We start from the raw sequence: 15,001 nt of genomic DNA on the forward strand, positions 1-15,001 counted from the left end.
CAAAAGCACTCGCGCTCAACGGTGGGCAAAATCGGCCGATAACGCTATTAACCTTTAACCGCCAGCACTACGCTGGAGGCTTTTACCAGGGCAATAACTCGGCTCCCCGCCGCCAGCCCCATGTCATCGGCCCCTTCATTGGTGATAACCGAAATCAGAGAAAAACCCGCATCAGTTTTAACATGCACCGTGGTATTCACCGCACCTGTTTGTAGAGTATCCACTACTCCGGCAAACTGGTTACGTGCGGAGAAAATTAACCCGCTATCTTCTGAGGCCAAAATAACCCAGGGAGCTTTAACCAGAGCAACGGCATTTTTCCCTGCGGCCAATCCCATTGCTGTTTTACTGGCATGCGTGACAACTGCGACAAGTTTTGCACCGCTTTCAAGGGTCAATTCAACTTCGTCGTTTACCGCGCCATCGGCAACCAAAGAGACAACACCAGCTAGCTGGTTACGTGCTGAAACAGCCATATCTCACTCCTGTATGTGATGAACCGCACAAAAAAAGAATACCCTCACAGAATGACAGGAAATAATCACAACAGACAATAGATAAAACTGATAATCACAATAACAAGGGGAAAATGTGGCCGGAAGGCCGTGGCAGTAGTGTGGAGATGCGAAAGAGCCAATACGGAGAACCCCCCGCTTAAGAAGAAATTTTAGTGTTCTGTCCTGCCTTATGAGAAATCCATCGCCTCAAAAGATAAATTGCTTTGCTACGCTTTACGGGCAGTCCCCAATAATTTTTTAAAACAGGAACTGACTATGCCACGTAAATTCAGCCAACATATTGTTCATGTTGATAAAGCAATTGACTTCATGGCATCCACCCAGGCTTTTCTGGAATACCTGAATAAACAAGGTAATCCCAATGCGCTGGCTCATGATATTCCCCCTGAATATGCCGATTTTTTTGCCCAGCGCCTGGCATGGTACCGCAAGCTTTACCGCCCTGATCCAGTAAACGAAAAACAGTCCGTTTCAGAAAAAGAAAATGGTGCAGGCTAAGCCGCACCATTCAACAAGAGTATGGCTCCAACATTTTGGAGCCAGAAGTAAATCTGTGCATAAATCAGCGCGCAGAGGTTGAGGTTGCTGTACTGGCCTTCACTGTTTCCGGCCCGTCATGTGGCATTAACAGGTTCAATACCATTGCGGCAATCCCACCACTGGTAACAGCATGGCCGAAGATATTGCCAATAATTTTCGGAAACTGGCCAAGAATTTCAGGTACAGCTTCAATCCCCAGACCAATTCCAAACGAAATAGCAATGATCAGCATTTCTCTGCGCCCCAAAGGGTTTTGCGTCATAATCCGGATGCCTGCTGCAACCACACTACCAAACATCACCAGTGTGGCACCGCCTAACACGGGTGCCGGAATTTGTTGCAGCAATCCGCCTACAACTGGGAATAGCCCTAACAGTAATAAAATCACACCGATATACATACCCACATAACGGCTGGCGACACCGGTCATTTGGATAACACCGTTATTCTGTGCAAAAGTCGTATTGGGAAATGACGAGAACATGGCGGCCACCATACAACTAACGCCATCAGCCATGATCCCGCCTTTCAGGCGTTTACGGAATGACTCCCCTTCAATCGGTTGTTGCGAAATCATGCAATTCGCAGTCAGGTCCCCTACAGCTTCAAGGATGGAAATAAATGAAACCAGTGCAATGGGAATAAAAATGGACCAACTGAAGTTGAAACCAAAACGGAATGGCTGCGGTAAAGCGAACCACTGAGCTGGCAAAGGCTGGATTGCAAGGTGCCCGGTCAACGCCGCTGCGACACAGCCAACCCCAATACCAATCACAATGGCAGACAAACGCAATGCCCGGTTACGGGAACGGTTTAGTGCAATAATAACCAGCAAAGTCAACGCGCCCAGGCCAAGGTTAGCGGGTGAACCAAAGTTCGCTACACCGTGGCCGCCGCCCCAGTCAGTGATACTAACTTTGATCAGGCTGATGCCAATCAACGCAATAACAGTACCGGTAACCAAAGGCGTCAGTACCCGACGTAGGGAATCAAAAAAGCGGCTGACCAGTAGCGGAATAAAGGCTGCAACAAAGTTCACGCCAAAGATCATCGCCAATACATCTTCAGGGCTGCCACCCTGGCTTTTGACTAAAAAGCCGCCAGACAGTATTACGCCAAGGAAAGCAAAGCTGGTGCCTTGCAGGCTAATCATGCCAGCCCCAACGCCCAACACACGTTTAGCCTGCAAAAAAGTACCAATGCCGGAAGCAAGCAATGACATGCTGATTAAATACGGCAAATAAGCATTCAGCCCCAGCACTGAACCAATAATCAGAGGCGGTGTGATTATCCCCACCACACTGGCCAGCACATGCTGAACCGCCGCCAATAGTGCAGCCCCTGGAGAAATGCGTTCCTCGAGCCCATAGATCAATTCTTTTTGGTTAGTGTCTGACATGGTAAGCATCCTGGTCCGTTGAGTACCAAAGTAAAATGCATAAAGCAGGCCAAGTGTGGCAGAGCCAGATTTTTCACAACCAAAGCAGGCTAAACGTAAGTTTGTCGGTTTTATTTTCATTCACATGGTGAAACCATAAAATCACTCATGCACCATATTGTTACTTTCGTTTCACCAAAAACACCACAAACCACTCTTTTGCACAACATTGATGCAACAAACAGAAATGCGCTTTAGCGCACAGCGACGACCAGAAAGTGGTGGCTATAGTTACCATCAGAGGGAAAGCACAGGGGGGCTGTATGAAACACTATCAACATATTCTGGTGCTGGTTAATGATGAACAGGATGGACGCCTGCTGTTACACCGGGCAAATCAAATGATTCAGCAGGATGCCAGAATAACCCTGGCGCATATCCTGATTGATTACCGGGCGATGAATTATATTTCCGACAGCATGATGAACGATGCGGGTTCCAGCCAGGTAATTGAAATCAAAGCGCTGCTTAACCACCTGGCAGCCAGCAGCCCTTACCCAGTAACGACCCGGGTCATTATTTCGTTAGATAAAGTCCGGGCTCTGGCCACGTTTATCCGCAAACAAGAAGTCGACCTGGTGATTATTGGCCACCACAACCGGTTGTTCGGTGTACTAACCTCACGCTCAATGGCCTTTATTAATCACCTTGATGTGGACTGCTTTATTTGCCATATACCGCCGGATTAAGCTGCGGCAGCACGGTCTTGATTATCCTGAGGGATAATCACCCGGCAAGGTACGGCAAGGCTGACATTGATTTCATCGAGCCGCTCAATCAGGCGAATATTAATCTCTTGCTGAATGTCCATATACTTGTTGTAGTCGGCCGTACCAACAATATGGACCACTTCAAAGGTCAGCCTGTCCTGGTCAAACGACAGAAAATGCCCACGGTCAAATGTCGTCCCATCGACCTGCTCAATAACCTCTTTAAGTAACGGGCCAATTTTGCGTAATTGCGCTGCTGTGGTGGAGTAAGAGACACCAAAAGTAAAAACAATGCGCCGGGTGTTCATACGCTTGTAGTTGTGAATTATCTGCTGCAACAAAATTGCATTGGCGCAAACAATTTGCTCACCACTGAGGCTACGTATTCGCGTAGTTTTCAAACCAATATGCTCAATACTGCCCGCAACATTGTTGAACACAATAAAATCACCAATCTCAAAGGGTTTATCAAACCCAATCGCCAGTGAAGCAAACACATCACTCAATACAGTTTGTACCGCCAGAGCAATAGCAATACCCCCAACCCCCAAGCTGGCAACCAGTGCGGTAATATCAACCCCGGCGTTGGCGAGAATAGAGAGCAACATGATGGACCAGACCAGCGCCCGTAATATCAACCCCAAAATGACCAGTGTGACAGGGTTACGGTTGGTGCCCGGCATGAAGAGTAATTTTTTTAGCCAGGACTGAACCCCCTGGTCAAACCAAATTGCAATCTGCAATGCCAGGACCAGAAACCAGGCATGGGAGATTGTACTGTGCAGCATATCCGGTAAAGCCACGAATTGCAGGCTGAAGAGAAAGGAGGCAAACAGGATCAGTAATTTTTTGGTTTGTTGTAACACTTCAAAAAAAATGAAGTGAAATTGCGTTTTGTGAGTGGTGTTTTGCGACCAGACATCAACCCGGCGGTGAATAAACTTAATCAGGCGGTTAACCAGAAAATAGGTCACCAGGGTTATAACAATCACTAATGCTACATCAGCCCAAAAAGGCAACGACATCAGCAACTGCAGGTAGTTTGTTCGTTGAAGTATCTCCATGCAGACTCCATAGCTGAAATGTGAAGTTAGCGCATAAGTATAGTTGCCAGATCCAGCCCGCCAGGTTTTAAGGCTCTAAAAGCAGTTTTTTCCGAACCCATCAGTAATGAAAAAGGCCAGTCTTTGGTGACTGGCCTTGAAATTTAACAAATTGATTATTTTATGAAATTTGTTTTTCCAATTGTGCTTCAGGTTGCTGAGCTTCACCGCTACGTTTAAGTAAGTACCCCACCAACAATACGGCTAATGCACAACCGAGGAATAACATCCTGCCCCACATTGGGTTTGGCAGTAACACCATCAATAGTAAACCGCCACCCATCATCAGAGTAATACGGCCCAGTTTGCTACGCTGCATGCGGTCAAATTCGTCCTGACCTTCTGAAGCAACAACTGGCGTATCCACATTTTTGAAGAAAGTATCGACGTTTTCTTTTTCTTCTTCTGTCAATGAAGACTCTTTATAGAACAGTGTCGTCAGGACAAAGAAGCCGCCAGTCAATACCAGGTGTGCCGCAACCGTCAATGTGGTGGTCAGTTCGGAACGCTCACGAGCAGTCAGTGTGATACCAAACAAGTCAGCACACCACTGGGCAGTAAAGACATTCATTACCAGCCAGGAAACCACCATACCGAAGCAAACCGTTGACCATGCAGCCCAACGCGGCGTTTTACGAATAAACATACCGAAGAACAGCGGAACCAGAATCGGTGATTGCAGCAGTGTTGCCACACGCATCATCAGTTCGAACAGGCTCAGGCCTTTAAGCTGGGCAAACAGCTGGGCAATCAGGATGACCAGGATACCGTTAACAACAGTGACAACCTGGCTGGTGCGCAGCAATTGTTTCTCAGACAACACTTTATTACGGCATACAATCGGCGACCAGAAGCTACGCACAAAGATACCGGAGTTACGGCACAAGGCAGAATCCATAGAAGACATAGTGGCAGCGAACAGACCAGCGACCAGTAATCCGACAGTCCCTGCAGGCATCAGTTTCTCTGCAAACACCAGGTACACAGCATCAGACGCTTTATTGCCCAACTCTGAGTGAGACGCGGCAGCATCGGGTAACAGAACAGCACTCGCCCATGGCGGGATAAACCAAATTATCGTACCAACCACCATCAGCCCCATCGCCAACAAAGCGGCTTTACGGGCGTTGCCAGAATCTTTCGCATTCAGGAAGCGATAAGAATCCTGCATATTGTTGATACTTTGCAGCTGCTTAACCAGGAAGAAAATGAACGAACCCACCAGCAACAGGCCGTAGTTCATATCTGGACCCATCATAAAGTCGCTTGGGAACTGTTCAATCATGTTAGTCGGGCCGCCTACGGCCACCAGCGCGACAATTGCACATGCCACAGAAATCACAGCGACGACCAGTGTCTGCACAAAGTCACTGGCAACCACGCCCCAGGCGCCGCTAAGCATGGAAATCAACAGCACAGAAATCCCGGTAACCCAAATGGTGGTTGCCATGTCGTAGCCAAATACCGCGCCAACAAAAATAGCCAGGCCATTAAGCCATACACCACCACTTAATACACTCAGGGGGATAATCGCCCAAGTGAAGAACTGCTCATTGCCTTTGCCAAAGCGAGCACGGACACCTTCTGTAGGCGTATCAACACGCATTTGACGAAAACGCTGGCTGAACCACCACCAGGAAGCCATGTAACCCAAAATATTACCGAAGAATACGAAGGTAACAGCAAAGCCATCGGTAAATGCTTTACCTGCAGCACCAGTAAATGTCCATGCTGAGAACTGTGTCATAAAGGCTGTCGCCCCGACCATCCACCACAACATGCGGCCACCGCCACGGAAATAATCACTGGCCGACTGACTGGCCATTTTTTTGAAAGCGAGGCTGATTACGACCATCAGGACGAAATAGCCTGCAATTACCAGGATATCTATACTCATTTAATTACCTCTGAGCTACCTGCATTTGCTCTGGCAAACGCATTCTCACTGAAAACATCACCCAATCCATGAAATCTTCCATAATTATAAAACAGTGTTTTAAAAATAATGTGACGCAGTTTTTGTTTGTGGAATTATTATGAAACGCTACGGAAGTATTTATGATCTTAATCACATTTAATGCCTGCTGAATGGTTTCAGTTATGATGAAAAATCATTATTGAAATGAAAATAATTACAAATCCTTGTATTCCATACAGATACACTTCATTAAAAGAAACGGTTAGCGGGAAAATGATTAGTGAGATGGTTATTTTTAGGATTTTTCATTCGCTATTTTTCGTTATTTCCGAGTTAAAAATAGGATGGGCGTATAAATGCACATCAGTGCAGACAGGGAATAAAACGGTAAATAAAATGCGTCCAGGAATAACAAGGCGGTATGCAGAATTGCTGTTACCGCCCGTATTTAGAAGTGTTAATCACTAAACAGAGGTATGCCCTTCTTCCATGGGAGTGTAATAATCCGGCGTTCCCCCTCCATATCAATATGAAGTATTGCGCTATCTGGTTGCCAATCAACGTTAGCAAGTGAAACCGCGTCTCTCGTACTTAAATCATACAGAGTGACCAGGTGAAAACACGCCTGGTTGCTACGCACCACCAGGTAACTGATATCCCGGGTAGCCGGGTTTGCAGGCGCAAGGGCCGTAAATAAACAGGCTTCCTGCCCGGTAGCAATCCATAAAGGTAGCTTTTTGTTTTCATGATGAAAACTTAGCGGCATCACTCCATTTAATTGGCGACAAGTCACCGAATGAAAATATGCATCCACTCCATGATTTGGCCATTCACTTGCCTTACCTGGGAGGCATTCAGCCAGATTACCGTCCACATGTAAGGTGAAATCCAGTGCTTGCTGGTGAGGGTTCTCCACTTCCACCACATCCACAGCCATATCTGGCAACCACAGTATGCTGCGGCGAAAAACCACATCCTGCCAAATTTCGGTATTCTCTGCCGGTGGGTAGTGGCTGTCCAACTGCGGCAACGCCCCAGACCAATCCACTTTGGTTTGTAGCCAACAATAACCAGGATTTTGTTCCCAATAGATTACTTCAGGAACGGCAGGAGGCTGGTTAGTACGCCCAATGCTTAACGTATTGTGCGTGGCGCTGTTTTTATAATACTGATAGTGCGCAGGCGCACCATAACCGGTTGTTCCCAAGTCTGGCAGCCAGTGATGCCCCTGGTTAAATAGCATGATGCCCAGCCGGTCATGGTGATCATGCTCGCCGCCAAACGGAGAGTGTTTCAACAATATGGTCTGGTCACCATCTGGCTTGCGAAAAACTGTCAGCCCCGCACCTGGTGCATGAAGAGTCTCACAAGGCACAAGAGCCCTGGAGTCACCAGGTAATTTGTTTGCCCCATATAACAAGGCATCCAAACTCGTGCGGGGCTGACTGAGGTAAATCGTGTTAAGCACATCGCCATAACGCGTAGTGCCGTATTCCCCATAGAAGAATTCGTAAATATGGGAATGAGTTAACGCTTGCTGGCCGGTAATACAATCATTAATGGGCGGGAAAGTGCCATCTGGCAGCAGTAAATCAAGCGGGAAATCGAGCATTTTGTGGTAGCCAGGTAATGGCAATAGGCTCCAGCGGGTGCCGCGAGCCAGTTTTTCAAACGCACAGAAACCCTGCAGTGCATAAAAATGATAATGGACTGAACCCTCAAACCACAGCCCTTCATCCAGCAGACCATGTTCGAGCTGATAACGCAGGCCATACTCGCTATTAACCGCGAACTCCAGGTAGTCTGTATCTTCCAGAATCAAACCAATAACCCCGACTGTGGCACTGATTTTTACTTCGTGGTTATGTAACTGCCGGGCTCTGTGCGCTATCAGAAAATCAGCACCTTCTCGCAACAAGCGCTGCTCAATATAGTGGCGCTCTTCGGCGCTCAGTGCATCACGAATCAAGTCATAGCCCAGGGCAAAATCCAGGTGACAATTCGCTTCGCACAATGTTTGTGCATTGGCTTTTCCCGGCCCATTACAAGGAATTCCACCGTGCACTTCATAGCCCGGGTAAAATTTGGCATAACCGAGCAAAATCTGGCGTACTTTGTCGTAGTATTCTTTTTCTCCAGTAAGTTGCCAAAGCAGCCCCAACTGATAGCAGGCTTTTGCGTTAAGGCCATTCAACCCCCGCCACCATGCGCCATCCCAGGGCTCTCCACGCCACATTTTGCCATCTACCGGGCAACAATGTGCATCTGGTGACTGCCGGTTCCAGTTAAGCCGAACGCTGTGTTCCGGGCAGAAATAGTAAAGGTTCCATGTTGCTATTCCGGTTTCAGGCACCAGGACCGGCGAGGCCAGAATATCGTGATTATCTTCACGAATAGCCTTAATAAAATCGGGGTGCTCATCAATGCGAGCCTTGCATATAGAAAAAGCGGGGTCACTGAACTGAATCATCTCTACATCCCTGTCGGAGTTTTTTTTATTAAAGCAATTCCATTTATAAAAATAAACCAACGTTTCATTTTTATGCAAAGAGTGAGAGAGCCGTCAACACGCCAACTTCTCGTAATAAACAGACCAATACGCGAAGTTGTTATACCTATTTCAACTAACACTATTAAGTAACGAATTAAAACACGCATTCATATGAGTGACGCAGGGAAATATTGCGTGCTGATAAGTATCCACGGCAACTATTTTTCTGAGCCTTATGTTAAAAACTGAATAACCTGATGAAGTTAATTCAGGTGATCTCATTCACAGAAATGATGATTCACGGCTTTCATCCGGAAAAATGTGAACCACACTAAGAAATGCTATCCGACAAGTAAGATAAGATGTCATACATCAAAACCAATAATTACATTTTATTACACCAACGTTACGCCTTAATTATCCTTCGGAGAATGTGTTATGAAACTGACCTCTTTTTCCCGTAGCCTGCTGGGCGCAGCAATTTTGGCCCTCTGTGCCGGCAATGCCAGCGCTGCAGAAAAAGTTACCCTCAAACTGGCTCATAACCTTGAGCGCAGCCATGTGGTTCATAAGGCCTTTGAACAGATGGCAAAAGAAGTGAAAGAACTTTCCCACGGTAATATGCAGATTCGTATTTATCCCAGCAGCCAAATGGGCAGTGCCAGGGAAACCATGGAGTTATTACAAAATGGTGCGCTGGATATGACAAAAGGTTCTGCCAGCGATCTGGAATCATTCGACAACGTATACGCTATCTACAACCTGCCTTATCTATTTAAAAACCAGCAGCACTTTAACAATGTTGTTTACGGTGAAGTGGGCAAAGAGATAATGAACTCCACCAAGGATAAAGGCTTCTTCACCATGGCAGCCTATGTGGCAGGAACCCGCAGTTTCTACGCGAAAAAACCCATTACTAAACCTGAAGACCTGAAAGGCCTGAAAATTCGTGTTCAGGCAAGCCCAACCACATTGAAGATGATTGAGTTGATGGGCGGTTCACCTACACCTATCTCCTTCGGGGAAGTGTACACAGCCATGCAACAGGGTGTGGTGGATGGAGCAGAAAACAACGTGCCGTCCTGGGTACAGACTCGCCATATAGAAATTGCCAAAGTATTCTCTGAAGATGAACACACCTCTATCCCTGACTTTCTGGTGATGTCGACCAAAACCTGGAACAAACTGACACCAGAACAGCAGCAGATCCTGGCTAAAGCCGCCACTGATTCTGAAGTTTATGAGCAGAAACTGTGGGATGAAGTAGACAAAGAGTCTCGTGAAAAAGCCATTTCGATGGGTGCAACTTTTGTAAAAGTAGACAAAGCACCGTTCCGAGCAGCAGTAAAACCGCTGTATGACGATTTCGCTAAAGATCCAAAACAAGCAGCCCTGCTTGCCAAGTTTGAAGCCGCCGCGCCACAGTGACGGACCTCTGGCGGGCTTGAAGCCCGCCTTTTTTAATCAGGAAAACAAAAATGATCTTCGACCGTATTAAATGGGTGGTTGACCGGATTATTGCGACCTTTTCTATCCTGGTAATGGTAGCCCTGGTTGTCTGTGTAGTCTGGCAGGTATTCAGCCGTTATGTGTTGGGCCAACCCAGCACAATGACGGATGAACTTGCTCGCTTTCTGATGATATGGGTGGGTTTACTGGGTGCAGCCTATACCGTTGGTGCGCAACGCCATTTATCAATTGATATTCTGGCACTCAGCCTGAGTGAGAGGAAAAAACAGTTTCTCAATATCTTCATCAACCTGTTTATTTTTCTGTTTGCGGGTGGCGTGATTATTTCCGGCGGCCTGAAATTAATTGAAAAAACCCTTGCCACTGCGCAAGTGTCTGCAGCCATGCAAATTCCTATGGGTTATGTCTATTTTGTTCTGCCGTTAAGTGGCGCCGTCATGATGTTCTATTCCTTATGGTTTATTGCACATGATGTTCGCCGTTTACGTCATCCGGATGAGGTTGCCCCGTAATGGAAAGTTATATTGCTCTCGCACTGTTTGGTAGTTTCTTTATTCTGGTTTTTATTGGCGTACCTATCTCATTTTCTATTGGGATTGCCACTGTCGCATCAATGGCACTGATGTTCCCATGGGATATCGCCATCATTACCGTAACCCAGCGCCTGGCTAATGGGTTAGATAACTTCGCATTACTCGCCATTCCTTTTTTTATTTTTGCGGGCATTTTGATGAACAGTGGTGGGATAGCCATCAGGTTGATTAATCTGGCGCAAGTAATGGTTGGCCGGGTGCCGGGTTCATTAGGCCATGTCAATGTGCTGGCAAACATGATGTTTGGTTCCATTTCAGGCTCAGCTGTTGCCGCGGCTGCCGCGGTAGGCGGCACACTGGATCCCATACAGAAAAAAGAAGGGTACGCCCCCGAATTCTCAACAGCGATTAACGTTTCATCTTGTATCACCGGGTTATTGATTCCGCCTTCGAACGTGCTGATTGTCTTTTCACTGACTGCTGGCGGTGTTTCTGTAGCATCGCTGTTTATGGCCGGTTACCTGCCGGGTATTCTGATGGGTTTCTCCATCATGCTGGTTTGTTGGTTTTTGGCGCGTAAACGCAACTATCCATTGTCCCCACGCCCTACAGCCAGCCAGGCATTGAAAGCGCTTTGGGATGCCCTTCCCAGCCTGTTATTAGTGTTTATCGTTATGGGGGGGATTTTAGGTGGAGTATTTACTGCCACCGAAGCTTCAGCCATCGCGGTGGTGTACACCTTTATCTTGTCGGTGCTGGTTTACCGGGAAGTGAAATGGCGTGATTTACCCAAGCTTATCCTTGAGTCTGTCGTCACTACATCCATCGTGTTGTTGTTGATAGGCGTTTCTGTAGGTATGTCATGGGCAATGACCAACGCCGATATTCCCTACATGATTAGCGATGCCATGATGGGCATATCTGATAATCCGTTAATTATTTTGCTAATGATTAACGTTGTGCTGCTGGTTGTGGGAATCTTTATGGATATGACACCCGCAGTACTTATTTTCACCCCCATTTTCCTGCCAATTGCACAGACACTTGGCATGGACCCGGTGCATTTCGGGATAATGATGGTTGCTAACCTGTGTATTGGTTTGCTGACACCGCCAGTGGGGAGTGCGCTGTTTGTCGGGTGCTCTATTTCAGGCGTGAAACTGCAGAACCTGATAAAACCGTTACTACCGTTCTATGCCGCCCTGTTTATTTCACTGATGATGATAACCTATATCCCTGAAATTTCGCTGTTCATACCGAAACTGTTGGGGCTGATGTAATACTTGCCCATGCCAGGCATTTTTCCTTCGCCTGGCATGGTTCCTTTCTTCTATAAGCGTCATACATCCCCGAGAGAAACCATGGGCCGCTGGTATGCAGGCCATACAATGGCAACCAAATCAGGGTAAGCACTCAGGCTGAATTCGTAGAAACACTGGCGCAGGTTCAGCACTTCGATATCTGAGTAACTAATGACTTCCCCGTTCATGCAGCGTTTTTTCAGGTTGTCATAGTATTTGTACACTGCGGAGTTGAGGTCACTGCAACGCCGTTGGGCATCAAACAACCCTGGTGTAGAGGTGATTTTATCAATCCCCATTTGCTTGACTGTTATGCGTACAAAATCAATGTATTCGTTATTCACCCGCCAGTACCAGGGAGGTGTAATGTGGTTGATCAGGCGTGCGAATTGATCTTCCCCTTGCTCAGCTGTTAATGCGGGTTGCGAATATAAAGGCTGTTGCTGTACCTGATTTGCGCTCTTTTTATTATCGCGCATTAAAACAAGTACACCACCCAGTAGTATTAATAATATAAAGACGAGATAAATAGTGAGGCTCACATTTACACTCCTTTTTTTTGATTTTAATTTTACAACATGTTATTGTCAACGCTACACACGCCCTGAATAATTTTATCTTTTTGATATTAAAGGCTTATTAGTTATGCTGCCAGATAACCTGGTGCCCGGGCGGTATCACTATATAGTTCCGGAATCACCGCAAGACAGTTCAGACACCCCATCTGATTTCACTTTAGTCACTGAAAAGCTTCAGGAACTTGAAGTTGAAATTCTCAGCAGCGTCTCGCAACCGGGGCGTATTGGCTTACCCAAAAACGCACTTCTGGAAGAGCACGACCGCTATTTTAAAGAGAGATTATTTAGCGTCGCAAAAATAGAAACCTTTGCCCGGGTGCTAAAAGAATTAGTCGCAGAAAATGAAATTACTCAAGAAGCCCTCTCTGAGTTAATCACACAAAAAACTGTAGAAATAAATGAACAGGGTGAAAAAATTTGGCTTAATTTAATTACCAGTGAAATTAAATCACCTTTGTTTTACCGGCTTGAGGATTAGACTATGTCTGAACAAGCTCAACCAATTAATAAAAATTTCGCTTTAAATAATGAAAATAAACATCAATTTATCTTAAGTAGAAATTTACAGTCACTGCGGCTTTATAAGAACGAAGTGGTTGACCGTTATACACGTAAAATTTCCAGTATTCCGGCGGCACTGGTGGAGCTGAAGTGGCAAAACCGCAAATCGCTGTACGCGTTCCAGGTAAAAGAAGAAGTCTATGGCAGTGTGTTGTGTCAATTACTGGCTAATAACCCAGAGTTAAAAGAAAAGGTTATGGCACGCATTGAAGCACACTACCAACAGTTTCGTACCCATGAAGCCCAAACCCTGGAAGTGTCCCGCAAGTTGGTTGATGGGCAGTTTAAGACCTCGTCGGCGATAACTAACTAACCCCACACTTCCCTCTGTTTTCGAGACATTCTTTCGCGCATAAAAAAAGCGTGGCCATCGCCACGCTTTTCCATAATCTATCTGCCGAAAACCAATACCCTGGTCTTCCACATTTTTAGCCCGATATCTGGCACTAAACTATAGCGCTAACAGTGCTGTAATCAGACTGGCTTAGCCCACTGCACTGGTGTTACTTCGATGTCTCTGCGGGTTGAGTTGGTTGCGCCCCTGGTTGTACAGGTGCGCCAGCAGCACCAGGGTTACTTTCCTGCGCGACCAGGCCAATCTTGAGATAACCAGCCTTTTGCAGCATATCCATCACATGCATCAGGGTTTCGTAATCAACCGACTTATCTGCCCGGAAAAAGATAGTGGTATCTTTTTTCCCTTCAGTCATTGTGTTCAGGACATCAACCATGTTCTGCTCTGTCACAGGTTCATTACCAATGAACAATGTCTTGTCTGCTTTGACTGACAGATATAACGGTTTTTCAGGGCGTGGTTGTGGTTCACTGGATGAACCCGGTAAGTTCACCTTTACATCCACTGTTGCCAGTGGTGCCGCAACCATAAAGATAATCAGCAACACCAACATCACATCAATAAAGGGAGTGACATTGATATCGTGCATCTCGGCGCTGTCACCAGCATTCTCGTTAAAATGCATAGCCATAAGGCATCAACCTACACGCAGTTTCTGAGCGGGCTGGATATTACGTGCGTCACGGCTCGCGGCCAAATCCAAATCACGGCTTTGCAGTAACAACACTTGCGCCGCAACATCCCCCAGAGAGGCTTTATAATTGCCGATCAGGCGGGCGAAAACGTTGTAAATCACTACAGCAGGAATCGCAGCAACAAGACCGATTGCGGTAGCCAGCAGCGCTTCTGCAATACCAGGAGCGACAACGGCCAGGTTTGTCGTTTGTGAATGAGCAATACCGATAAAACTGTTCATGATGCCCCAGACAGTACCAAACAACCCGACAAACGGTGAAATTGCACCAATAGTTGCCAAAAAGCCATTACCGCGCCCCAGATAACGCCCGGTTGCCGCAACACGCCGTTCCAGACGGAAACTGGTACGAGACTTGATACCTTCGTTATCGTCACTGCCTTCGGAAAGAACTAATTCGTCCTGCGCTTCATTAATCAGTTGAGCACTGAGACTGCGGGTGTGGAAACCGGATGCGGTTTCACTGGCTTCATTTAAAGAACGGGCACTTGAGAGCGCTGCATGCTCAACGTTGAGGCGGCGTTTCCAGGCAAGCAGTTCTGTAAATTTGCGAAAGAACAGCGCCCAAGTGACCACGGAGGCGAGCAACAGGCCAATCATGACCAGTTTCACCACAATATCGGCATGATGATACATACCCCAGACGGATAAATCCGCCTGCATCAAATTTTCTGCCACAGTGAATCTCCAGGACCAACATGAAAAAAGACGAATATTGGCGGTATCATATCAAAACCCCACCGAATTGATAGTCGTTCTCATTACTATTTACATAATGACCTGGATCACAC

At 46.6% G+C, this 15,001-nt stretch carries 15 protein-coding genes; 7 read left to right on the plus strand and 8 right to left on the minus strand.

What is annotated here, in order from left to right; all coding sequences use genetic code 11:
* Positions 1–47 precede the first annotated feature (47 nt).
* Positions 48–476 (minus strand): TOBE domain-containing protein, encoded by a 429-nt coding sequence (locus LC084_RS12745; RefSeq protein WP_226571579.1) that lies wholly within the window; start codon positions 474–476, stop codon positions 48–50.
* Positions 477–773: 297 nt separating this feature from the next.
* On the opposite strand from LC084_RS12745, the gene LC084_RS12750 reads away from it, so the two are divergent.
* Positions 774–1,016 carry a hypothetical protein gene (locus LC084_RS12750; RefSeq protein WP_226571580.1) on the plus strand — a complete coding sequence of 81 codons (243 nt, stop codon included), beginning with the start codon at positions 774–776 and terminating at the stop codon, positions 1,014–1,016.
* Positions 1,017–1,080: 64 nt separating this feature from the next.
* Here LC084_RS12750 and LC084_RS12755 read toward each other — a convergent pair whose 3' ends face one another.
* Positions 1,081–2,457, minus strand: coding sequence for a uracil-xanthine permease family protein (locus tag LC084_RS12755; protein WP_226571581.1), 1,377 nt, complete (start codon positions 2,455–2,457; stop codon positions 1,081–1,083).
* A 302-nt stretch (positions 2,458–2,759) separates the two neighbouring features.
* On the opposite strand from LC084_RS12755, the gene LC084_RS12760 reads away from it, so the two are divergent.
* Positions 2,760–3,185 carry a universal stress protein gene (locus tag LC084_RS12760; RefSeq protein ID WP_226571582.1) on the plus strand — a complete coding sequence of 142 codons (426 nt, stop codon included), beginning with the start codon at positions 2,760–2,762 and terminating at the stop codon, positions 3,183–3,185.
* Here the strand turns inward: LC084_RS12760 and LC084_RS12765 are convergent.
* The 3 genes from LC084_RS12765 to LC084_RS12775 form a co-directional block, all read right to left on the minus strand.
* Complete coding sequence (locus tag LC084_RS12765) at positions 3,182–4,270, minus strand: mechanosensitive ion channel family protein (protein ID WP_226571583.1); 1,089 nt, start codon at positions 4,268–4,270, stop codon at positions 3,182–3,184. The two genes, LC084_RS12760 and LC084_RS12765, sit on opposite strands and share 4 nt — an antisense overlap.
* Before the next feature lie 160 nt (positions 4,271–4,430).
* Positions 4,431–6,206, minus strand: a complete 1,776-nt coding sequence (locus LC084_RS12770) for a sodium:solute symporter family protein (protein WP_226571584.1) — start codon at positions 6,204–6,206, stop codon at positions 4,431–4,433.
* 478 nt (positions 6,207–6,684) lie between these two features.
* Positions 6,685–8,697: a heparinase II/III domain-containing protein gene (locus LC084_RS12775; RefSeq protein ID WP_226571585.1), complete on the minus strand. Its 2,013-nt coding sequence runs from the start codon at positions 8,695–8,697 to the stop codon at positions 6,685–6,687.
* A gap of 459 nt (positions 8,698–9,156) precedes the next feature.
* Here LC084_RS12775 and LC084_RS12780 point away from each other — a divergent pair, with 459 nt between their 5' ends.
* The 3 genes from LC084_RS12780 to LC084_RS12790 are packed head-to-tail and all read left to right on the plus strand — an operon-like array spanning position 9,157 to position 12,001.
* Positions 9,157–10,146 carry a TRAP transporter substrate-binding protein gene (locus LC084_RS12780; protein WP_226571586.1) on the plus strand — a complete coding sequence of 330 codons (990 nt, stop codon included), beginning with the start codon at positions 9,157–9,159 and terminating at the stop codon, positions 10,144–10,146.
* Positions 10,147–10,196: 50 nt separating this feature from the next.
* Entirely contained in the window at positions 10,197–10,700 is a 504-nt protein-coding gene (locus tag LC084_RS12785; protein ID WP_226571587.1) for a TRAP transporter small permease, read from the plus strand.
* Positions 10,700–12,001: a TRAP transporter large permease gene (locus tag LC084_RS12790; RefSeq protein WP_226571588.1), complete on the plus strand. Its 1,302-nt coding sequence runs from the start codon at positions 10,700–10,702 to the stop codon at positions 11,999–12,001. Before LC084_RS12785 ends, LC084_RS12790 begins: the two co-directional genes overlap by 1 nt.
* Before the next feature lie 59 nt (positions 12,002–12,060).
* Here the strand turns inward: LC084_RS12790 and LC084_RS12795 are convergent, their stop codons facing one another.
* A complete protein-coding gene (locus tag LC084_RS12795; RefSeq protein WP_404808446.1) occupies positions 12,061–12,564 on the minus strand; it encodes an ESA_00282 family adhesion-associated protein in 504 nt (167 codons plus the stop codon).
* Positions 12,565–12,667: 103 nt separating this feature from the next.
* Here LC084_RS12795 and LC084_RS12800 point away from each other — a divergent pair, with 103 nt between their 5' ends.
* Together LC084_RS12800 and LC084_RS12805 are read left to right on the plus strand one after the other, a co-directional pair.
* Complete coding sequence (locus LC084_RS12800; protein WP_226571590.1) at positions 12,668–13,078, plus strand: hypothetical protein; 411 nt, start codon at positions 12,668–12,670, stop codon at positions 13,076–13,078.
* Between the two features lie 3 nt (positions 13,079–13,081).
* Positions 13,082–13,474 carry a cytoplasmic protein gene (locus LC084_RS12805; RefSeq protein WP_226571591.1) on the plus strand — a complete coding sequence of 131 codons (393 nt, stop codon included), beginning with the start codon at positions 13,082–13,084 and terminating at the stop codon, positions 13,472–13,474.
* 190 nt (positions 13,475–13,664) lie between these two features.
* On the opposite strand, the gene exbD is transcribed toward LC084_RS12805, so the two are convergent.
* Complete coding sequence (exbD, locus tag LC084_RS12810; RefSeq protein ID WP_226571592.1) at positions 13,665–14,147, minus strand: TonB system transport protein ExbD; 483 nt, start codon at positions 14,145–14,147, stop codon at positions 13,665–13,667.
* 6 nt (positions 14,148–14,153) lie between these two features.
* Positions 14,154–14,888: a tol-pal system-associated acyl-CoA thioesterase gene (gene exbB / locus LC084_RS12815; protein ID WP_226571593.1), complete on the minus strand. Its 735-nt coding sequence runs from the start codon at positions 14,886–14,888 to the stop codon at positions 14,154–14,156.
* Between the last annotated feature and the right edge of the window lie 113 nt (positions 14,889–15,001).

Source organism: Mangrovibacter yixingensis (assembly GCF_020523985.1).
GTDB lineage: Bacteria > Pseudomonadota > Gammaproteobacteria > Enterobacterales > Enterobacteriaceae > Mangrovibacter > Mangrovibacter yixingensis.